Here is a 20,892-nt window from a genome sequence, read left to right as displayed (position 1 = left end):
GACATCGCCCGTGCGCGTCGAAGCACCCGAAGCGCCCGAAGCCCCGCGCCCGCGCGCCCGCCGATCCATACTGGGGACATGACAACCGCGCCGTACCCGCCCACCGTGCTCGTCGACGTCGACGGCACCGTCAGCGACTCCCTGCCCGGCATCCAGTCCGGGGTGCGGGAGGCCCTCGGCGCCATCGGCTGGCCCGAGCCGGACGAGGCGTTCATGGACCGCATCGCCGGCCCGCCGATGTACGACAGCCTCCGGTCGCTCGGCATGGACGAGCCGACGGCGGCGGAGGCGCTGCGCATCTACCGCGCCCAGCAGCACCGCGGCGGCTGGGCCGACACCCGCATGTTCGACGGCTGGCCGGAGCTGCTGCGGATGTGGCGGGGCCGCGGCTGGACCGTCGCGACGGCGACGTCGAAGGGCGGCCACTTCGCCCGCAAGGTGCTGGGCCGCTTCGGCGTCCTGGACGGCTTCGACTTCATCGGCGCGGCCGACGACGGCGGCGACCGCTCCGCGAAGGTCGACGTCGTGGAGCACACGCTGCGGGTCCTCGGCCTGCCCGCCCGCCGCAGCGGCGCGCCCGACGGCACCCGCCTGGCGGACGCGGGCATCGCGCCGCTGCCGGGCGTCGTCATGATCGGCGACCGCTCCCACGACATCGACGGCGCCCACGCCTTCGGGGTGCCCGCCGTCGCCGTCGGCTGGGGCTACGGCGACGGCGCGGAACGCGCCAGCGCGGAGGCCGTCGCCGCCGACGCCGCGGACCTCGACGCCCGGGTGCGCGCCCTGCTGGGCCATGCGGTAGCGTGACCCCGCGAATGCGCCCGGTAACGCCCGGACGCGCCCGGAACAGCCCGCATGCGCACACCCCGCGCGGCACGCACAGGAGGACCCCATGACCGACGCCGGCACCGACGGCCTGTACGTCGTCTTCGTCTGCAGCGGCAACATCTGCCGCTCCCCGATGGCGGAGATCATCGTCCGCGAGGCGGTCGAGGAGGCCGGCCTCGACGGCGCGTGCCGCCTGGCGTCGTGCGGCATCGGCGGCTGGCACGTCGGCCAGCCCGCCGACTCCCGCGCCCGCCGCGAGCTGGAGGACAACGGCTACGACCCGGCGCACGTCGCCGCGCAGCTCGGCGCGGAGCACGCCGACGCCGACCTCTACGTCGCCATGGACTCCGGCCACGTCTCCCAGCTCATCGCCCGCGGCATCCCCGAGGACCGCGTCCGACTCATGCGCTCCTTCGACCCCGCCTCCCCCGAGGGCGCCGAGGTCGACGACCCCTACTACGGCTCCGAGGACGGCTTCCGCCGCACCCGCGAGGAGATCCAGGCCGCCACCCCGGCGCTCGTCGAGTGGATCCGCGAGCGCGCGTAGCCTCCCGCCCGTCGTCCGCGTGACGACGGCCCCCGCCGCGGCCCGGTCACCGGCGCCGCGGCTCCTCCGCGTGACGACGGCCCCCGCCGCGGCCCTCCCGTCGCCCCGGCGCCGCGGCACGCGGCGGCGCACCCCGGCGCACCCCGGCCCACGCCGGTCCCCGCACGACGACGGCGCCCCGGGAAACCCCCGGGGCGCCGTCGTCACGCGTCGCGGTCAGAGCTCCTTGAGCTCCACCCGCTCGCGGCCCGGCCGGCCGCGGCCGCGCAGCCGGAACGTCCACAGCTTGTTGATGATGAAGTTCGCCGGGGTGCCCAGCAGCACGCCGATGAGGTTCGCCCAGTAGAAGCGGGTGCGCAGGCCGGTGGAGTCGTCGAAGATGTGCTCCGGCAGCGCCAGCGGCGACGTCGGGTTGGTGAGCAGCGTGATGGTCACCAGGCTCACCACCAGGCCCGACAGGCCCGCCAGGAGGAACGGCAGGAACTGGCGGAACCAGTTCGGCTTGTGCTCCACCTTGAACGTCCACGAGCGGTTCAGCTGGAAGTTCCACACGTTGGCCAGCAGGAACGCGATGGTCGCGTAGACGTGCGACCAGCGGATGTTCCACCGGGTGCCCAGCAGGTTCATGAACGCGTCGTGCTCGGACACGCCGAACTCCAGGCCGGCCTTGCGGCACAGCACCGCCACGCCGGTGTTCACCACGACGCCGGTGCCGCCGACGATGGCGAACTGGATGAACTGCCTCAGCACGCGGCGGTGGCGCGGCGAGAGCAGCTGCGTCGATGCGGTCACGGGTCACTTCTCCACGTCTCGGGCGGCATCGGGGCCGGCCCCGGCAGGGTGGGGCCGGGCGCTTTCCGGGGGATGCCGTCGACCCCGGAGCTTCCCGACCACTCTACTCCGCGCCCCGCCCGACCCGGGAAATCCGGGCCGGTGGCGCGGGCGCCGCGCACGCCCCTCCCCCGCGCCCGGCCCGCCCGGGTGGCGACCCCGGGTCCATGTCGGGGCCGGGTCTAGAGTGGGGGACGTGATGAAGCGACTGCGCACGTTCCTGACCCCCGGCTGGGTGCTGGCCGCGGTCGTCGCGGTGGCGTTCACCTACCTCGCGTTCACCGTCCTGGCGCCGTGGCAGCTGGGCAAGAACGAGGCGGTGCAGGCCCGCAACCACCACCTGCAGGAGGCGTTCGACACGCCCCCGGTGCCGGCCGCCGAGGTCTTCCGCGACGGCGGGATCCGGGCGGAGGACGAGTGGCGGCGGGTCATCGTCCGCGGCGAGTACCTGCCGGACAAGGAGGTGGTGCTGCGCAACCGGCCCGTCGACCAGGCGCCGGCGGTGCAGGCCCTGACGGTGTTCCGCACCGACGACGGCCGGGAGATGCTGGTCAACCGCGGGTGGGCGCACCCGACCGACGGCGGCGTGCCCGACTATCCCGCCGCCCCGTCCGGGGAGGTGGAGCTGCGCGCCTACGCCCGGGTCAACGAGGTGACGCCGGAGCGCGACCCCATCGTCGGCGACGGGCCGATCCAGGTCTACGGCATCGACACGGCGCAGATCTCGGACCTGCTGGACGTGGAGCTCGGCCGCGACTGGCTGCAGCTGGCCGCCGATCAGCCGGGCTCCCTGATGGAGATCCCGCTGCCGGCGCTGACGTCGGGCCCGCACCTGTCGTACGGCATCCAGTGGATCTTCTTCGGCATCGCGGCGCCCGCCGCGGTCATCTGGTTCGTGTTCGCGGAGGTGCGGGAGCGTCGCCGGGAGCGCGAGGAGCAGGAGGAGCACGAGGAGTTCCTGCGCCGGGCCGCCGCGGGCGCGCGGTCGCGTGACGACGCCCCCTCCCCCGCCACCGCAACCCCCGCGGCGACGGCGGCCCCGGCCGACGGGGCGTCCGGCGGCGACGCCGGCCGCGGTGCAGCCACGGCCGTCACCGCCGAGGACGTGCCGGAACGTGCCGGCGCAGCCACCGCCGCCGAGCCGGAGATGACGGAGGAGGAGAAGGCGGAGGCCGAGCGCGCCCGCCGCATGGCCCGCCGCTACGGCGAGTCCGGCCACAACCTGGACCTGCAGCGCAGCCGCCGGCGCCGCGACCGCTTCTGACGCGGCCCCGCCGGCGCCCACGACGACGCCCGCGCCCCGGTTCATCCCGGAGGCGCGGGCGTCGTCGCGTGCGGGGCCGGGCGGGGCGGCCGCACCGCGCGGTCGGCGCGCTCCCGCTACCGCCGGCCGAGGGCGGCGACCGCGGCGAGCGGCGTCAGCGCCATGACGGCCAGGACGTCCTGCACCCGGCGGGTCAGCCGCACCGCCCGGCGGACGTCGGGCACGTCCGGGGCGGGGCCGTCGCCCAGCCGCGGCCGCTCCTCCACCCCGCCGGCGTAGGCCGTGGCCCCGCCGAGGGTGACGCCGAGGGCGCCGGCGGCCGTCGACTCCGGCACGCCCGCGTTCGGGCTCGGGTGGTTCGCCGCGTCGCGCCGCCACGCCCGCACCGCGGAGCGCCGGTCCGGACCGGCGACGACCGTGGCGACGCCGGTCAGGCGGGCGGGCGCCCAGTTGACGGCGTCGTCCAGCCGCGCCGCCGCCCACCCGAAGTTCCGGTACTCCGGCGTGCGGTAGCCGACCATCGCGTCGAGGGTGTTCACGCAGCGGTGCATGACGACGCCGGGCGCTCCGGCCACCGCGCCCCAGAACAGCGTGCCCGTTACGGCGTCCGAGGTGTTCTCCGCCAGCGACTCCACCGTGGCGCGGGCGATGCCGGCGGCGTCGAGGACCGCCGGGTCGCGGGAGCACAGCCACGGGACCAGCCCGCGCGCCCGGTCGAGCGCGGCGGCGCGGGAGGCGTCGTCACGCGCCCCGTCGACCGCGTCGAGCCGGCGCGCCATGCGCTCCCCCGTGCGCGCCAGCGTCGTGCCGCCGAGCGCCGCCCATGTCGCGGCCGCGAGCGTCGCCGCGGGCCACCGGCGGGCCAGGAGCGCCGACGCAACGACGGGCGGGACGACGGCGGCGGCGACGTAGACGGCGCCCGCCGCCCGGGAATCGCGGTACAGGGCGCGGCGCAGCCGGCCGGCGTACGTGCCGAAGACGGCGACGGGATGGCCGCGCGACGGGTCCCCCAGCGCCCGATCGGCGGCGATGCCGCAGAAGAGCCCCGCCATGCGCCGCGCCGCGGCCCGGACGTCGCCGGGGAGGGCGGGGGATCGTCGTGATCCGTGCATGACGGGGCTCCCATCGTGCGGCGAGAGGGTCTCGAACCCCCGACCGCTGGTGTGTAAAACCAGTGCTCTACCGCTGAGCTATCGCCGCAGGTCACCGGGTGGAAAACCGAACGGGCGGCGCCTCGCGGTGAACCGGGAAACCATAGCACAGGGCCGATCCGGCCCCGGTCGTCGGGTTCCCCGGGGAACGCATCCCGGCGGACGCGGCCCTCCCGCGGCCTTCCCGCGGCGCCATGAACGGGGTGCCGCGCCGGGGACGCGCACGGGCGTGCGGCGCCGGTGCAGCCGGGCCGCGGAGGCGCTACTGGCGCTTCGCGCCGCGCTGGACCAGGCGGTTGCCCTGCCACTCGCCGAGGCGGATGGCGGACGTGCCGGTCAGGCCCGCCAGCTGGGCGGACTCGTCGATGACGCCGGGGTCGACGACGCCCGGGCGGCCCGCGCCCGGGGTGAGCAGCCAGATGCAGCCGTCCTCGTCCATCGGGCGGGCGACGTCGACGAGGCCGTCGAACAGATCGCCGTCCTCCTCTCGCCACCACAGCAGGATCACGTCGACGACTTCGTCGGTGTCCTCCTCGATGAGGTCCTCACCCAGGAAATCCTCGATCTCCTCGCTGATGGAGCTGTCGCAGTCGGTGTCCCACCCGACCTCCTGGACCCGCTGGCCCTTCTCCAGATCCAGCATCCCGGGGATGTCCCGGCGAGCGCCCGAGGCGTCGTCCACGTTCGTCGTCCTCCTCGACAGGTTCGTCCGGCGGAGGCGTGACGGGCCTCCCCGGGCGGTTTTTCTCGGTTCTTCCGGGAAAGTTTACCGCCTCGGCCGCCCCGCGGAAGGGGCGGGGCGGAAAAGGCCCCGTCACGACGCGGCCCCGCACCCGTGCGGCACCTCCCCGGGCGCCGGCGCCGACCACCGTGCAGACGCTGCGGCGCGCCCGGCGAACACCGTGACGGCGGCCACTGAAACGATCCGTGCCCGCCCCGGCGCCCCTCCGTACCATGGGGAAAGTAACCGCGCGGAGCCGGCGGCGGCCGGACGCGCCCGCTGAACCGAGGAGGAGACATGGCCGACAAGCCTGACACCGCCCCCCTGGACGACACGAACGTCCCGCTCATCCGCGACGGCGTCGCGTCGTACCTGCACGACGCCGACCCCGAGGAGACCCGCGAGTGGATGGACTCGCTCGACGGGCTGCTGGAGTCGGCGGGTCCCGAGCGCGCGCGATTCCTCATGCTCCGCCTGCTGGAGCGCGCCACCGCCAAGCGCGTCGCCCTGCCGCCGCTGACCTCCACGGACTACGTCAACACCATCCCCACCACCATGGAGCCCGACTTCCCGGGCGACGAGGCGATGGAGAAGCGCTACCGCCGCTGGATCCGCTGGAACGCCGCCATCATGGTCCACCGCGCCCAGCGCCCCGGCATCGGCGTCGGCGGCCACATCTCCACCTACGCCTCCTCCGCCCCGCTCTACGAGGTCGGCTTCAACCACTTCTTCCGCGGCAAGGACCACCCCGGCGGCGGCGACCAGGTCTTCTTCCAGGGCCACGCCTCCCCCGGCGTCTACGCCCGCGCCTTCCTCGAGGGCCGCCTGACGGAGGACGACCTCGACGGCTTCCGCCAGGAGGTATCGCGGGAGCAGGGCGGCCTGCCGTCCTACCCGCACCCGCACGGCATGCCGGAGTTCTGGGAGTTCCCGACCGTGTCGATGGGCCTCGGCCCGATGGACGCCATCTACCAGGCCCGCTTCAACCGCTACCTCCACGACCGCGGCATCAAGGACACCTCCGAGCAGCACGTGTGGGCGTTCCTCGGCGACGGCGAGATGGACGAGCCGGAGTCCCGCGGCCTCATCCACATGGCGGCGCTGAACTCGCTGGACAACCTGACCTTCGTCGTCAACTGCAACCTGCAGCGCCTCGACGGCCCGGTCCGCGGCAACGGCCAGATCATCCAGGAGCTGGAGAGCTTCTTCCGCGGCGCCGGCTGGAACGTCATCAAGGTCGTGTGGGGCCGCGAGTGGGACGCCCTGCTGGAGGCCGACGAGGACGGTCGCCTGGTGCACCTCATGAACACCACGAGCGACGGCGACTACCAGACCTACAAGGCCAACGACGGCGCCTACGTCCGCGAGCACTTCTTCAACCGCGACCCGCACGTCGCGAAGCTCGTCGAGGACTGGTCCGACGAGGAGCTGTGGAAGCTGCGCCGCGGCGGCCACGACTACCGCAAGATCTACGCCGCCTACAAGCGCGCGATGGAGACCAAGGGCCAGCCGACCGTCATCCTGGCGCACACCATCAAGGGCTACGGCCTCGGCCAGTCCTTCGAGGGCCGCAACGCGACCCACCAGATGAAGAAGCTGACGCTGGACGACCTGAAGATCTTCCGCGACAAGCAGGAGATCCCGATCTCCGACGAGGAGCTGGAGAAGGACCCGTACCTGCCGCCGTACTACCACCCGGGCGCCGACTCGGAGGAGGTCAAGTACCTCAAGAAGCGCCGCGAGGAGCTCGGCGGCTTCCTGCCGGAGCGCCGCACCTCCTACGAGCCGCTGCAGGTGCCCGGCATGGACGCCCTGAAGAACATACTGAAGGGCTCCGGCAAGCAGAAGGTCGCCACCACCATGGCCGCCGTGCGCATCTTCAAGGACCTCATGCGCGACAAGGACCTGAAGAAGCGGTTCGTGCCGATCATCCCGGACGAGGCCCGCACCTTCGGCATGGACTCCTGGTTCCCGACGCTGAAGATCTACAACCCGCACGGCCAGAACTACACGCCGGTCGACCACGACCTGATGCTGTCGTACAAGGAGGCCGTGGACGGCCAGATCCTGCACGAGGGCATCTCCGAGGCCGGCTCCATGGCGTCGTTCGTCGCCGCGGGCACGTCCTACGCCACCCACGGCGAGGCGATGATCCCGCTGTACATCTTCTACTCGATGTTCGGCTTCCAGCGCACCGGCGACTCCATGTGGCTGGCGGGCGACCAGTGCGCCCGCGGCTTCCTGCTCGGCGCCACCGCCGGCCGCACCACGCTGACCGGCGAGGGCCTGCAGCACATGGACGGCCACTCCCCGGTGCTGGCGTCGACGAACCCGGCGGTCGTGTCCTACGACCCGGCGTTCGCCTACGAGGCCGCCTACATCATCCGCGAGGGCATCGACCGGATGTACGGCGAGGGCCGCGGCGAGGACGTCATCTACTACCTGACCATCTACAACGAGCCGATCACCCAGCCGGCGGCGCCGGAGGACCTCGACGTCGAGGGCCTGCTGAAGGGCATCTACCTCTACGACGCCGCCGAGGGCGACAAGCACGTCAACATCCTCGCCTCCGGCATCGGCATGGAGGCCGCCCGCGCGGCGAAGGAGCTGCTGGCCGACAAGTACGGCGTCGAGGCCTCCATCTGGTCCGTCACCTCCTGGAACGAGCTGGCCCGCGACGGCCTGGCCCGCGAGACCGAGGTGCTGCGCAACCCGGGCGCCGAGGTCGACGCCCCGTACGTCCAGCGCGTGCTGGAGGACGCCGACGGCCCGTTCGTCGCCGTCACCGACTTCGCGAAGGCCGTGCCGGAGCAGATCCGCCACTGGGTGCCGGGCGACTACACGGTGCTCGGCGCCGACGGCTTCGGCTTCTCCGACACCCGCGAGGGCGCCCGCCGCTTCTTCAACATCGACGCGGAGTCCGTCGCCGTCGCGGCCCTCATGGGCCTGGCGCGCGAGGGCAAGCTCGACATGTCCGTCGCCGCCGAGGCGGCCGAGGAGCTGAAGATCACCGACCCGACGGCGGTGGCGCACGTCGACAAGAAGGAGTCCGACGTCGACCCGGACTCCGGCGCGGAGTAGGCGATGACGCGTTCGCTGGGCGACGCGCTCGCCGCGATGCTGGACGACGCCGGGGACGACGCCCCCGCGGCGTCCGGCGCCGCCTCCCGCGACGGCGGCGACGGGGTGCTCGACGGCCTGTCGGGCGCCCGCGCCGAGGTCACTCCGATCCTGCTGACGGTCGCGGGCATCGCGGAGGACGACCTGGAGGAGGCCCCCTCCCCCGATGACGATCTGCGCGACGACCTGGGGTTCGACTCCCTCGGCGTCGTGGAGCTCGCGGTGCGGTGCGAGGAGGCCACCGGCGTCCGCTTCGAGGACGAGGCGGTCGGGGGCCTGCGCACCCTCGGCGACGTCATCGGCGTCGTGGAGGCCGGCCGCGGCTGACGCGGCCCGCCCGCCGGCTACATGACCGCCCGCCGGCTGGGCAGCGGCACGACCGGGGCGGCGACGGCGTCATCGCCGTCGCCGCCCTCGTCGATCCCGGCGGTACCGGCGGCGCCGGTCCCGTTAGCGCCGGCCGCGCATCCCCCGCCCGCCCACGCCGGCACCGGGTCGTGGCCCGCGGTGCCGGGGCGCAGCGGCTCCAGCGCCGCATCCCAGGCGGTGCCCAGCACGGCGTCGAGCTCATCGCGCAGGGCCGCCTCCCCGCGGCCGGCGGCGCGGCGCATCGCGGCGCGCAGGGCGTCCTCGCCCACGACGACGCCGCCGGCGGCGTCGGTGGCCGCCGACCAGGTCCCGAGTCCCGGCACGTGGCAGATCCGCTCGCCGCAGCCGGAGTCGCCCGCGGCGGCGGGGGCGTCGACGGCGATCTCGAAGACGACGTCGGGCCAGCGCGACAGGTCGGCGGCGAGCCGGCCGGCGGAGCCGGGGTCGCCGGACCAGGCGAGCTCCAGGCACGCGCGTCCCGCGCCCGGCCCGCCGGCGGGGCGGGCGGCGAAGTCGGCGGGGGTCACGCGCGCGCCGTCGCGGGCGCGGACCATGCCCGCGCGGGCGAGGGCCCACGCGAGGTGCGGCACGAGGGCGGGGGCCGCCCGGTGGATCCAGGCGACGCCGGTGGTGGCGGTGGGGCGCATCGTCGCTCCCGGGGGTCGATCGGGATGGCGGCTCCGCGGTCGGCGGGGCCGCCACCAGACGAGGTGTCGTCTTCCCCTACGCACTTCGCCCGTCCGGCCGGGGCCCGTGGGGCCGCCGCGCCGGGTGGTGCCAGACAGTGTGCAAGTGGCGCACGGGGCGCCGCAACGCTCAAGTGCCACTTGAATCCCCCGCGCCATCACCCCCGACGGCGCTCCCCCGGGGCGCCGGCGCCGGGGCGGCGCGGCATCCGTCGTCACGCATCAACCCGCGCACCACCTCGCGCGTCACGACGGCCCCGCCCCCGCGGCGCCTACTCCCCGGCGGCCTCGAGCGCGCGCCACAGCGCGTCGTTGAAGTCGGTCCACAGGGGCTTGGCCCAGTCGCCGAAGGGCCGGTCGGTGAGCACGACCGCGGCGCGGCCGGTGCCCGGGTGCAGCCAGGCGAAGGTGCCCGACTGGCCGAAGTGGCCGGCGACGCCGTCCGGCATGGACTCGCCGAACCACAGGCCCAGCTTCGACTCCGGGTGCGTGAACAGCTGGAAGCCCAGGCCCCAGTCGCACGGGCGCTGCCGGCCGTAGCCGGGCACGATGCCGTCGAGGCCCGGGAACTGCACCGTCAGCGCCTCCGCGACGGTGTCGGGGTGCAGCATCGACGGGTCGAGGATCTCGTCGACGAAGCGCATGAGGTCCGCCACCGACCCCTCGGCCGCGTGGCCCGCGGAGCCGTGCAGCGCCGAGCCGGACATGCCGAGCGGCTCGAACGTCGCGGCCCGGAGGTACTCCGCGAAGCGCATCCCGGTCTCCCCGGCGACGATGTCGGCGAGGATGTCGAAGCCCGCGGAGCTGTAGATGCGGCGGGTGCCGGGCTCCTTCTCCGCCTCCCGGTCGGCGAAGCCGACGCCGCCGGCGTGCGCCAGCAGGTGGCGGACCGTGGAGCCCTCCGGCCCCGCCGGGTCGTCGAGGCCGAAGACCCCCTCCTCCACGGCGACGAGGAGGGCGTGGGCGCTCAGCAGCTTCGTCACGCTGGCCAGCGCCATCGTCCGGTCGACGTCGCCGTGGGTCGTCCACGTGCCGTCATCGGACCGCACCGCCGCGGCGACCTGGTCCGCGGGCCAGTCGCCGAGGCCGTCGAGGAGCTCGGGGATCGTCGGGGTCTCGCTCATGGGGCCAGGCTACCGGGCCCCGCGCGGGGCGCCCGGGTCGGCGGCGGTGGCGCCCCGGCCGGCGCCGTGGTCGGCGCCGGCGCCGGGATCGTGGACGGCGCCGGCGGGGACGCGGGCGACGTCGTCACGCTCATCGCGCTGCGCGACGGCGGCGTCGTGCGCCTCATCGTCGGCGTCGAGGTCCGCGTCCGCGCCGCGGTCCCACGTCGGCTGGTCGAGGATGCCGGCGCGCTTGGCGACGACGGCGGCGACCAGGCCCTGGCCCGTGACGTTCACCGCGGTGCGGCCCATGTCGATGATCGGATCGACCGCCAGCAGCAGGCCGACGCCCTCCAGCGGCAGGCCCAGCGTCGACAGCATCAGCGTCAGCATGACCGTCGCGCCGGTCGTGCCGGCGGTGGCCGCGGAGCCGATGACGGACACGACGATGATGAGCAGGTAGTGCGTCAGATCCAGCGGCACCCCGTAGAAGGAGGCCACGAAGATGGCGGCGATGGCCGGGTAGACGGCCGCGCAGCCGTCCATCTTCGTCGTCGCGCCCAGCGGCACGGCGAAGGAGGCGTAGGCGCGGGGCACGCCCATGCGGCGCTCCGTCACGCGCTGCGTGATCGGCATGACGCCCATGGAGGAGCGGGTGACGAAGCCGAGGGAGGTCACCGGCCAGACGCGGCGGAAGAACCCGCCGACGGGGATGCCGGCGAAGGCCAGGACGGCCGGGTAGACGACGCCGATGACCAGCGCCAGGCCGATGTAGATGGCGATGACGAACCAGCCGAGGGAGCCGAGGGCGTCCCAGCCGTACTCCGACACGGCGCGGCCGATGAGGGCCGCGGTGCCGATGGGCGCCAGGCGGATGATCCACCACAGGATCTTCTGGATGACGGACAGAAACGACTCCATGAAGCCGAGGAACGGCTCCGCCGGGCGGCCGACCTTCACCGCCGCGATGCCGATGACGATGGAGATGACCAGCAGCTGCAGCACGTTGAACGACGGGGACGCGGAATCCTCCGACAGCTTCACCGACAGGCCGAGGATGTTGTCCGGGATGACGCCCTGGAAGAACGCCCACCAGCTGCCGACGCTCTCCGGCGCCTCCGCGGCGGACGCGTCGACGCCGGCGCGCGAGCCCGGGTCGATGACGCGGCCGACGGCGATGCCGACCAGCACCGACAGGAACGCGGTTACCGCGAACCACACCAGCGTGGAGACGGCCAGGCGCGCGGCGTTGGCGACCTTGCGCAGGTTGGCGACGGAGGTGATGACCGCCGCGACGATGAGCGGCGGGACCATGAGCTTCAGCAGGTCCACGTAGGTGGAGCCGGTGAAGTCGAGCAGGGAGCCGAGCCAGTTGCCCTCCCCCATGCCGCGGGCGATGAATCCGAGGATCAGGCCGATGATGAGGCCGTAGATGACCTGGGCGCCGAAGCTGGTGGCCCAGGAGGGCAGGCGGCCGCCGGGTGCGGGGTCGCCGGCCGTGCGTGCGGTGTCCGTGGATGTCACGGTGGATGTCCTTTCGCGGGGATGCGCGCGCACGACCGGGGCGGGTGGCCGGTCCTCGTGCGGGAGCGGGGTCCCGCCGGGCGGGAACCGGCCCTCGTGCGGGGCCCTCCGGACCTCGTTCATCCGGGCCCGGGGCCCGCGGGGCGTGCCGTCGGCGATGCGCGCTGGTGCGTTCTGCGGTGGGCGCCGCGTGGGGCGCCTTCGGCCCGGCGCGCCTGGCTGTCCGCGGGCGCGCCGGAGGGCCGCCGGGCCCCTGCGGGGCCGGGCGGCCTGCTAGCGACAGGCGTCGCTGGCGAGGTGGCCCTGGTCGAGCCACCTGCACGACGTCAGCATCTGATCGACGGCGGACATGACCGCCACGCTAATCCCCGGTTGGGGGCACGTCAAACAACCGGGCCGGTGCGGCCGTCACCGTCGCCCGGGGCCTCCCGCGGGTCCGGCGGCACGTCGTCACGCGCGCCGCCCGGCACGTCGTCACGCAGGTCGCCGCTCCCCGCGCCGCCGGGCCCGCCGCCCGGCACGTCGTCACGCGCGTCGTCGCGCAGACTCAGCTCCGCGTCCTCCCGCTCGCGCTGCCGCTCCCGCTCGCGGGCGGCGCCGGCGCGCTCCCCCTCGCGCCGCTTGCTGGCCAGCAGCCGGCGCAGCTGCCGGCGCGTCATGGTGACGGGCGCGACGTCGGGGCTGGTCGGTAGGACCCAGTTGAGGTGGCCGGCGGCGATGGCGACGCCGGCGCCCGCGACGGTCGCGATGATCATGCCCAGCGTCGGCATGTCCAGCAGGTAGAACGCCACCAGCGTGGAGGCGCCGAGCAGCGCCGGGGTGGCGTAGATGGTGTTGCCGCCGAAGATGGCGGGCACGTTGCCGACGGCGATGTCACGGATCATGCCGCCGCCGACGGCGGTGAGCATGCCGCACAGGATCGCCGACGGCCACGGCATCCCGTAGGTCATCGCCTTCAGCGAACCGGTCACCGACCACACGCCCAGGACGATGGCGTCGCCGTAGCGGAAGAAGACGTCCCACGATCGGCCCTCGAAGTGCGCCACCCACGCGATGAGCCCGCCGAGGAGCGCGAAGCCCAGGTAGGTGGGGTCGGCGAACGCCGCCGGGGTGCCCTTCTGCATGAACGTGTCGCGCAGCAGGCCGCCGCCGAGGGCGGAGAACAGGGCGAGGAAGCCGAAGCCGACCAGGTCGAAGCGGCGCTGCCGGGCGATGGTGCCGCCGATGGCGCCGTTGATGACCACGCCGGTCAGGTCGAGGATGGTGTAGATCGACGAGACGGTGGGGTCGATCACGGGAACTGCCATGACCGGAATCATGGCAGGCCCCGCGGGGCGGCGGGAAGCCGGGGCCACCCGGTTCGCGCATCCGCGCCGGGGCCGTGCCGTAAACTCATGCGAAGGCCCCTATAGCTCAGTCGGTCAGAGCCGCGGACTCATAATCCGCTGGTCGCAGGTTCGAGCCCTGCTGGGGGCACCGCCGCGCGCCCCCCGCGCGCCCTCCCGCGCACGCCCCGTGCGCGTCCCCGCGCCCCGCCGCACACGTCTCCCGCGCCCCGCACGGGTTTTCGTGCCGCAGGTGCGGTGCGTGACGACGTCCCCCGCCCCGGCGCCGGCGGCCCGGTCCCGGCGGTCCCGCTAGATTGGTGGGCATGGCAGGTTTCCAGCGCCCCGATACCCCGACCGTGCTCGTGTGCGGCTCCATCCACCAGGACACCCTCGTGCTGGTCGACGGCATCCCGCAGCCAGGCCAGACCATCATCACGAAGAACCGGAAGAAGGCCCTCGGCGGCAAGGGCGCCAACCAGGCGACCGCCGCCGCGCTGGCCGGGGCGCGCTCCGTCATGGCGGCGACGGTCGGCGAGGATCCGGCGGCCGACGCGGTGCTGGCGGAGCTGGCGGAGAAGGGCGTCGACGTGGAGTCGGTGCAGACGTCGTGGGACGAGCCGACGGGCACCGCGTTCATCGTCACCGACGACGAGGGCGACCCGATCATCTTCGTCTCCTCCGGCGCCAACGCCCTGACGGATCCGTCGGATTACGTCGAGGAGCTCGGCGGCGCGGACGTGCTGCTGGCGCAGGGCGAGCTCCGGCCGGAGGCGACGGAGGCGCTGGCGATGATGGCGAACCTCCACGGCACCCGCTTCATCCTCAACCTCTCCCCCGTCACGGTGGTGTCGGCGGCGCTCATCGACAGCGCCGACCCGCTCATCGTCAACGAGGACGAGGCGTGGGAGGTCCTCCGCGGCCTCGGCGCCGCCGCCGGCGTGCGCCGCGGCGACGTCCCGGCCATCGCGCGGCTGCTGCTGGAGTACTGCGCCTCCGTCGTCATCACCGGTTCCGCGAAGGGCTGCGTGTACGCGCGGGCGGAGGTCGACGGCGGCGACGGCGTCATCCGCCGCCAGCCGGCGGTGACGGTGGCCGAGGAGGACGTCGTCGACTCCACCGGCGCCGGCGACGCGTTCTCCGGCACCCTGGCCGCGGAGCTGGCCCGCGGCGCGGAGCTGGCCGACGCGGTGAAGCTGGCGACCGCCGCCGGCGCGATGGCCGTCCGCGCGGTCGGCGCGACCGCCTCGTTCGCCGACGAGCCGGTGCTGCGGGGGATGGTCGCCGGCGGCGACGTCCCGGAGGCCGACGAGATCCCGGAGGGCGGCCGATGACCCGGGGCGACGCAGTCCCCGTCGACGCCGCCCCCGCCGACGCCGGCCCCGCCGTCACCGATCCGGCAGGCGACGGCCCCGGCGGCACCACCCGCGACGCCGCCCCGTCGGCGCTCGCCCGCACCATCGTCGGCGAGGGCCCCACGGTCGTGCTGTTCCACGGCGTGTGCCACTCCCGCGACGCGTGGGAGCGGGTCGTGCCGCTGCTGGCCGACGACTTCCGCGTCGTCACGGTCGACCTGCCCGGCCACGGCGAGAGCCCGGAGCCGGCGCGCCCCGACGTAGTCGGCTCCGTGCTGGAGTCGCTGGAGGGCTTCCTCGCGGAGGTCACCCCGGACGGCGAGCGCCCGCACCTGGCCGGCAATTCGCTGGGCGGCTACATCGCCCTGGAGCTCGCCCTGCGCGGCCACGCCGCCAGCGCCCTGGGACTCAACCCCGCCGGGTTCTTCCACGGGCGCCTGGATCAGCTGCGCGTCATCCGCCAGTTCCAGGCGCTGCGCGCGTCGGCGAAGCTCATGCGCCCGCTGCTGCCGACGCTGGCGCGCATCCCGGCGGCGCGCGCCCCGATGATGGGCATGTTCTCCGCCCGGCCGTGGCGGGTGCCGCACGCCACCGTCGTCCGCGATTCGGCGGGGCTGCTGGCCAACACCATGGTCGACGAGGGCCTGAACACCGACTTCGCGTTCTCCGACGCGGTCGACGACACCCCGCTGACCTGCGCGTGGGGCACCGCGGATCTCACGCTCGTGCGCGGCTGGCGCCGCCACCGCGACGTGCTGCCCGCCGCCCGCCTGGAGCTGCTGCCGGGCGTCGGCCACGTCGGCATGCTCGACTCCCCCTCGCGCGTCGCCGCCGCGATCCGCGGCTCCATCGCCCGCGCCGCGTGACGGCGGCGGGCGCCGCCGGCGGGTCCCGTCGCAGCGCATCACCCGCGTGACGACGGCGCGCCGCGCGCGGGAGCCGTCGCAACGCAACCGCGGCGCGGCGACGCTCCCCGCGCACGACGACGGCCCCGGCCGCACCCCTCCACGGTGCGGCCGGGGCCGCGTCGCATCCGGCGGGCCCGCGACGGCGGGCGCCGGCCATGCCGATTATTCGGCGGCGACGAAGTCGTAGGCCTTCGGGTCGAACTTCCGGTGCTCGCGGATGAAGCGCGTCGTCGTCGACGGCCACACCGCCGGCGCGTTGCCCTTGTCGTCGATGTACCAGGAGCTGCAGCCCGTCACCCACGCCGACGGCTTCAGCCGCTCGCGCATCCACTCGTTGTACCGGTGCTGCGCCTCCGCGGTGACGTCGGCGACGTCGAGGCCGCGGGCGTCGCGGTAGTCCAGGCGGCCGAGGAAGTAGCGGACCTGGGCCTCGAGGATCTGCAGCATCGACGAGTGGCCGAGGCCGGTGCCCGGGCCCATCATCACCGTCATGTTCGGGAAGCCGTGGACGACGGTGCCCTTGTAGGCCTCCATGCCCTCCTCGCCCCACACGCCGGCCAGCGAACGGCCGTCGCGGCCGTGGACCAGCTCGAACGTCGGCGAATCGGTGACGTGGAAGCCGGTGCAGATGATGAGAACGTCGATCTCGTGCTCCACGCCGTCGCGGGTGCGGATGGAGTGGGCGCCGACCTCCTCGATGCCGGAGGTCACCAGCTCCACGTTGTCGCGGTCGATCGCCGGGTAGTATTTGTTCGAGATGAGCATCCGCTTGCAGCCGATGCGGTAGTCCGGGGTCAGGGCGGCGCGGGTGGCCGGGTCCTTCACCTGGGTGCGCAGCATCGCGCGGTTCATCCAGACCAGCGGCTTCATGGCCCACTCGGCCTCGGTGGTGAGGCCCGGCACCTGCGACTCGCGCAGCACCCAGTCCTGGGCGCGGACGATCTGCCGCAGCCCCGGCACCTTCTTCAGCAGCAGCTTCTCGACGCCGGCGTACGGGCGGTCGATGCGCGGCATGATGTACGGGGGCGTGCGCTGGAAGACGCTGAGCTTGCCCGCGGCCTTCGCGACCTCGGGGACGATCTGGATGGCGGAGGCGCCGGTGCCGATGACCGCGATGCGCTTGCCCTCCAGGTCCGCGTCGTGGTCCCAGCGGGCGGAGTGGAACATCTCGCCCTGGAAGCCGGCGATGCCCGGGATGTCCGGCAGCTTCGGCTCGCACAGCGCGCCGACGCCGAGGACCAGCTCGCGGGCGCGGAAGACGACCTCGCCGCCCTCCTCCGGCGAGCCCTGGTCGCCGGCGACGGCCGGCTTGCCGCCGTCGACGCGGCGGGTGGTGACGTGCCAGCGGCGGTCCTCCTCGTTCCAGGAGGCGTCCGTCATCTCCGTGCGGAACTCGATGTGGTCGTACAGGCCCTCCTTCCGGGCGACCTCACGCTGGTAGCGGTGGATCTCCGGCTGGTGGCCGAAGCTGCGGGACCAGGGGAAGTCCTGGCGGAAGGACAGGGAGTAGAGGTGGCTGGGGACGTCGCACGCGGCGCCCGGGTAGGTGTTGTCGCGCCACGTGCCGCCGACCTCGTCGGCGCGCTCGATGATGGTGAAGCCCATCCGGCCGGAGCGGCGCAGCTGGGCGCCGGCGATGAGGCCGGAGAACCCGGAGCCGACGATGAGGACCTCGACGTCGCGGACGCGGCCCTCATCGGCCCCCGCAACGGCTGCCTTGGTTTCCTTGAGCGAAGCTGTCATGCGCGGAACGTTAGACCCGTTCGGATTGCGAATGAAGATATTCAGGGAAACAAACGTGACCGGGGGTACTCCGCGGGTGGAGTTGTGAGCGCGGTCACCCCGGGCCGGCCGCGAGCCGGATGGCGGCGCTCGACCAATCCAACGAGGGCCGTTTAAGGGGCGCCTTGGTTCACGTGCGGCCGGATCGTATTAGGCCCCAATGAGGCCCTTGTGAGCCCCCATACGAGTACCAGGCCAGGGCATTACGCCTCTGGCCTGGTGTTTTGGCTCCCCCAGCTGGATTCGAACCAGCAACCCTTCGATTAACAGTCGAATGCTCTGCCGTTGAGCTATGGGGGAATGCGTTGGCCGGGCTGTTCGCCCTGCAACGGGACATGACTTTACCCAGCACTTCCGGAGGCGCCAAATCCCCTGTTCATCGCCAGTTTCGCAGGCTTCCCACGCACGATCGAGGAAGGGCCGCCGCGAACGCCGGAGGCCGTGTCGGCCCCGTTGCTATCCTCGGCGGCGACACGGGGTGCCCGCACGGAGGCGGGCTGAGATGAGACCCGTCGAACTTGATCCGGTTCAGACCGGCGAAAGGATTGTCGTCATGGCCGAGCAGCCGCATGCCCGCACCGCCCCCTCCCCCGTCCCGCCGCCGGCGCCGCGCATCGCGGAGGCCGTGCCGCGGGTGCTGTCCATCGCGGGCACGGACCCGTCGGGCGGCGCCGGCATCCAGGCAGACATGAAGGCCTTCGCCGCGCACGGCGCCTACGGCATGTCCGCCGTGACGGCTCTGGTGTCGCAGAACACCCACGGGGTGCGGGAGGTCCACGCCCCGGGCCCGGAGTTCCTGCGCTCGCAGCTGGAGGCGGTCTCCGACGACGTGGAGATCGACGCGGTGAAGATCGGGATGCTGTTCGACGAGGGCATCATCGCCGTCGTCGCCGAGTGGCTGGACCGGGTGAAGTGCCCGATCGTGGTGCTCGATCCGGTGATGGTGGCGACCTCCGGCGACCGCCTGCTGGTCGCGGAGGCCGAGGAGGCGCTGCGGGGGCTGCTGCCGAAGGCGTCGCTCATCACCCCGAACGTCCCGGAGCTGGCGGTGCTGGCCGGCGCGGAGCCGGCGGCCGACTGGGACGGGGTGCTGGAGCAGGCCCGCTCCGTCGCCCGCTCGGCGGACGTGCTGGTGCTGGCGAAGGGCGGCCACCTCGACGGAGACACGCTGCACGACGCGCTGGTCCACCCCGACGGGACGGTCGAGGAGGTCGCGGCGCCGCGCGTCGACACGACGTGCACGCACGGCACGGGCTGCTCCCTCTCCTCCGCGGTCGCGGCGCTGTGGCCGCGCCTGGGCGACCCGGCCGCGGCGGTGCGCGTCGCGAAGCAGTGGCTCACGGAGTCGCTGGAGCACGCCGCGGAGCTGCGCGTCGGCTCCGGCCACGGCCCCGTGAACCATTTCGCGGGCCTGTGGGGCCGCGGCCTCGCGCCGGCGAACCCGGAGATCATCACCGACGCGTGGTGGGAGGCGATCGACGACCTGCGCTCGGCGATCGACGACCTGCCGTTCATCGCGCAGCTTGCCGACGGGTCCCTCGACGGCGACGACTTCGCCTGGTACCTCGCCCAGGACGCGGTGTACCTCAACGGCTACTCGCGCGCCCTGGCGGCGGCGTCGACGCTGGCGCCGACGCAGGCGGAGCAGATGTTCTGGGCGAACTCGGCGCACTCGGCCATCGCGACGGAGATGGAGCTGCACCGCTCCTTCATCGGCGACGCGGCGGGCGCGGAGCAGCCGCAGCCGTCGGCCGTCACCCGCGCCTACGTCGACCACCTGCTGGCGACCGCGGCCCGCGGCTCCTACGGCGAGGCCGTCGCGGCGCTGCTGCCCTGCTACTGGCTGTACCAGGAGATCGGCAGCCGCCTCGCCGCCGCCGCGACCGCGGGGCACCCGTACGAGCAGTGGCTGGCCACCTACTCCGACGAGGAGTTCGAGGAGGCCACCCGCGCCGCCATCGGCCACGTCGCCCGCGCCGCCGCCGGGGCGGGTCCGGAGGAGCGCGCCGCGATGTGGCGGGCGTTCCGCACCTCGTCCTGGCACGAGCTGGAGTTCTTCGCGGAGCCGGTGCGCCGCCACGGGTAACCGCCGCGGAGGGCTGCGACGCATAAGCCGCCGTGCATATGATCGGCGGCATGAGCGCTTCCGATCACATCACCCTCCACGACGACGGCTCCCGCACGGTGCGCGGCATCGTGTCGCTCGCCAAGGGCGAGCCCGTCGAGCAGGTCGAGATCACCGTGCCCGCCCCCGGCCCGAACGACGTCGTCGTCCGGGTCGACGCCTGCGGCGTCTGCCACACCGACCTCGCCTACCGCGACGGCGACATCGAGGACGCCTACCCGTTCCTCCTCGGCCACGAGGCCGCCGGCGTCGTCATCGACGTCGGCGAGGACGTCACCCACGTCGCCGAGGGCGACTTCGTCGTCCTCAACTGGCGCGCCGTGTGCGGCGAGTGCCGCGCCTGCCGCAAGGGCGAGCCGAAGTACTGCTTCAACACCCACAACGCGTCGAAGAAGATGACGCTCGCCGACGGCACCGAGCTGTCCCCGGCGCTCGGCATCGGCGCGTTCTGCGACGCCACCCTCGTCCACGAGGGCCAGTGCACCAAGGTCAACCCCGACGCCGACCCGGCCGTCGCGGGCCTGCTCGGCTGCGGCGTCATGGCGGGCCTCGGCGCCGCCATCAACACCGGCGAGGTCACCCGCGGCGAGTCCGTCGCCGTCATCGGCTGCGGCGGCGTCGGCACCGCCTCCATCGCGGGCGCGAAGCTCGCCGGGGCGACGACCATCATCGCCGTCGACGTCTCCGACGCAAAGCTGGAGACCGCCCGCTCCTTCGGCGCCACCCACGTCATCAACTCGAGGGAGCTGGCCGACGGCCGCACCGGCGAGGACGACCCCGTCGTCGCCCGCATCCGCGAGCTGACCGGCGGCTTCGGCGCCGACGTCGTCATCGACGCCGTCGGCGTCCCCGAGACCTACGTCCAGGCGTTCTACGCCCGCGACCTCGCCGGCCGCGTCGTCCTGGTCGGCGTGCCGTCGCCGACGATGACGCTGGACCTGCCGCTGCTCGACGTCTTCGGCCGCGGCGGCTCCCTCAAGTCCTCCTGGTACGGCGACTGCCTGCCGGAGCGCGACTTCCCGATGCTCGTCGATCTCTCCCTCGAGGACCGGCTGCCGCTGAAGGACTTCGTCACCGAGCGCATCGGCCTCGGCGACGTCGAGGCGGCCTTCGACACGATGAAGGCAGGCGCGGTGCTGCGCTCCGTCGTCGTCAACTAGCGGGCCCCGTCGCCACGCACCGCGACGTCCGGCGCCACCGCAGCGCCGGGCCCCGTCGCAAAGCCCCTCGGCACCCCGCACCGCGCCACCCCG

General features: G+C 73.9%; 16 protein-coding genes, 3 tRNA genes, 1 pseudogene and 1 riboswitch. Of the genes and pseudogenes, 10 read left to right on the top strand and 10 right to left on the bottom strand.

Features of this window, described 5'->3' with window-relative positions; genetic code table 11:
- The first annotated feature begins 78 nt into the window (after positions 1 to 78).
- A complete protein-coding gene (locus QQS41_RS08530; RefSeq protein WP_448852276.1) occupies positions 79 to 807 on the top strand; it encodes an HAD hydrolase-like protein in 729 nt (242 codons plus the stop codon).
- 85 nt (positions 808 to 892) lie between these two features.
- Complete coding sequence (locus tag QQS41_RS08525; protein ID WP_448852275.1) at positions 893 to 1,375, top strand: low molecular weight protein-tyrosine-phosphatase; 483 nt, start codon at positions 893 to 895, stop codon at positions 1,373 to 1,375.
- 216 nt (positions 1,376 to 1,591) lie between these two features.
- Here QQS41_RS08525 and QQS41_RS08520 read toward each other — a convergent pair whose 3' ends face one another.
- Positions 1,592 to 2,167 carry a GtrA family protein gene (locus QQS41_RS08520; RefSeq protein ID WP_448852274.1) on the bottom strand — a complete coding sequence of 192 codons (576 nt, stop codon included), beginning with the start codon at positions 2,165 to 2,167 and terminating at the stop codon, positions 1,592 to 1,594.
- A gap of 238 nt (positions 2,168 to 2,405) precedes the next feature.
- Between QQS41_RS08520 and QQS41_RS08515 the strand changes: the two genes are divergently transcribed.
- Positions 2,406 to 3,470 carry an SURF1 family cytochrome oxidase biogenesis protein gene (locus QQS41_RS08515; protein ID WP_448852552.1) on the top strand — a complete coding sequence of 355 codons (1,065 nt, stop codon included), beginning with the start codon at positions 2,406 to 2,408 and terminating at the stop codon, positions 3,468 to 3,470.
- A gap of 116 nt (positions 3,471 to 3,586) precedes the next feature.
- On the opposite strand, the gene QQS41_RS08510 is transcribed toward QQS41_RS08515, so the two are convergent.
- The 3 genes from QQS41_RS08510 to QQS41_RS08500 form a co-directional block, all read right to left on the bottom strand.
- Entirely contained in the window at positions 3,587 to 4,522 is a 936-nt protein-coding gene (locus QQS41_RS08510) for a CobD/CbiB family cobalamin biosynthesis protein (RefSeq protein WP_448852551.1), read from the bottom strand.
- Between the two features lie 76 nt (positions 4,523 to 4,598).
- A tRNA-Val gene (locus tag QQS41_RS08505) sits at positions 4,599 to 4,670 on the bottom strand.
- Between the two features lie 213 nt (positions 4,671 to 4,883).
- Positions 4,884 to 5,264, bottom strand: coding sequence for a DUF3052 domain-containing protein (locus QQS41_RS08500; protein WP_448852550.1), 381 nt, complete (start codon positions 5,262 to 5,264; stop codon positions 4,884 to 4,886).
- A 375-nt stretch (positions 5,265 to 5,639) separates the two neighbouring features.
- On the opposite strand from QQS41_RS08500, the gene aceE reads away from it, so the two are divergent.
- Together aceE and QQS41_RS08490 are read left to right on the top strand one after the other, a co-directional pair.
- A complete protein-coding gene (aceE, locus tag QQS41_RS08495) occupies positions 5,640 to 8,423 on the top strand; it encodes a pyruvate dehydrogenase (acetyl-transferring), homodimeric type (protein ID WP_448852273.1) in 2,784 nt (927 codons plus the stop codon).
- A 3-nt stretch (positions 8,424 to 8,426) separates the two neighbouring features.
- Complete coding sequence (locus tag QQS41_RS08490) at positions 8,427 to 8,789, top strand: acyl carrier protein (RefSeq protein WP_448852272.1); 363 nt, start codon at positions 8,427 to 8,429, stop codon at positions 8,787 to 8,789.
- Positions 8,790 to 8,806: 17 nt separating this feature from the next.
- Here QQS41_RS08490 and QQS41_RS08485 read toward each other — a convergent pair whose 3' ends face one another.
- The 4 genes and pseudogenes from QQS41_RS08485 to QQS41_RS08470 form a co-directional block, all read right to left on the bottom strand.
- Positions 8,807 to 9,478: a DUF3145 family protein gene (locus QQS41_RS08485; RefSeq protein WP_448852271.1), complete on the bottom strand. Its 672-nt coding sequence runs from the start codon at positions 9,476 to 9,478 to the stop codon at positions 8,807 to 8,809.
- A gap of 311 nt (positions 9,479 to 9,789) precedes the next feature.
- Positions 9,790 to 10,641 (bottom strand): serine hydrolase domain-containing protein, encoded by an 852-nt coding sequence (locus QQS41_RS08480; RefSeq protein ID WP_448852270.1) that lies wholly within the window; start codon positions 10,639 to 10,641, stop codon positions 9,790 to 9,792.
- A 9-nt stretch (positions 10,642 to 10,650) separates the two neighbouring features.
- Positions 10,651 to 12,144, bottom strand: coding sequence for a dicarboxylate/amino acid:cation symporter (locus QQS41_RS08475; RefSeq protein ID WP_448852269.1), 1,494 nt, complete (start codon positions 12,142 to 12,144; stop codon positions 10,651 to 10,653).
- Positions 12,145 to 12,740: 596 nt separating this feature from the next.
- Positions 12,741 to 13,463 (bottom strand): annotated as a pseudogene (locus QQS41_RS08470) (trimeric intracellular cation channel family protein); the annotation flags it as partial.
- 83 nt (positions 13,464 to 13,546) lie between these two features.
- Between QQS41_RS08470 and QQS41_RS08465 the strand changes: the two are divergent.
- The 3 genes from QQS41_RS08465 to QQS41_RS08455 all read left to right on the top strand — a co-directional run bounded on the left by QQS41_RS08465 (position 13,547) and on the right by QQS41_RS08455 (position 15,690).
- Positions 13,547 to 13,620 (top strand) — tRNA-Ile (locus QQS41_RS08465).
- A 175-nt stretch (positions 13,621 to 13,795) separates the two neighbouring features.
- Positions 13,796 to 14,803 carry a PfkB family carbohydrate kinase gene (locus QQS41_RS08460; RefSeq protein WP_448852268.1) on the top strand — a complete coding sequence of 336 codons (1,008 nt, stop codon included), beginning with the start codon at positions 13,796 to 13,798 and terminating at the stop codon, positions 14,801 to 14,803.
- Positions 14,800 to 15,690, top strand: a complete 891-nt coding sequence (locus tag QQS41_RS08455) for an alpha/beta fold hydrolase (protein WP_448852267.1) — start codon at positions 14,800 to 14,802, stop codon at positions 15,688 to 15,690. The genes QQS41_RS08460 and QQS41_RS08455 overlap by 4 nt, the downstream gene beginning before the upstream one ends.
- 204 nt (positions 15,691 to 15,894) lie before the next feature.
- Here the strand turns inward: QQS41_RS08455 and QQS41_RS08450 are convergent, their stop codons facing one another.
- Positions 15,895 to 17,475 carry a flavin-containing monooxygenase gene (locus QQS41_RS08450; protein WP_448852266.1) on the bottom strand — a complete coding sequence of 527 codons (1,581 nt, stop codon included), beginning with the start codon at positions 17,473 to 17,475 and terminating at the stop codon, positions 15,895 to 15,897.
- A gap of 264 nt (positions 17,476 to 17,739) precedes the next feature.
- Positions 17,740 to 17,814: transfer RNA gene (locus QQS41_RS08445), tRNA-Asn, on the bottom strand.
- A gap of 164 nt (positions 17,815 to 17,978) precedes the next feature.
- Positions 17,979 to 18,077: riboswitch (TPP riboswitch) on the top strand.
- Here QQS41_RS08445 and thiD point away from each other — a divergent pair.
- The gene (gene thiD, locus QQS41_RS08440; RefSeq protein ID WP_448852265.1) at positions 18,068 to 19,600 is read left to right on the top strand and encodes a bifunctional hydroxymethylpyrimidine kinase/phosphomethylpyrimidine kinase; all 1,533 of its coding nucleotides are present in this window, start codon (positions 18,068 to 18,070) and stop codon (positions 19,598 to 19,600) included. (Overlaps the previous riboswitch by 10 nt.)
- Before the next feature lie 50 nt (positions 19,601 to 19,650).
- A complete protein-coding gene (locus QQS41_RS08435) occupies positions 19,651 to 20,799 on the top strand; it encodes an S-(hydroxymethyl)mycothiol dehydrogenase (protein ID WP_448852264.1) in 1,149 nt (382 codons plus the stop codon).
- Positions 20,800 to 20,892: the final 93 nt, after the last annotated feature.

The sequence above is a fragment of the Corynebacterium sp. 335C genome (assembly GCF_053525695.1).
This window is presented reverse-complemented; position numbering and strand designations above follow the sequence as displayed.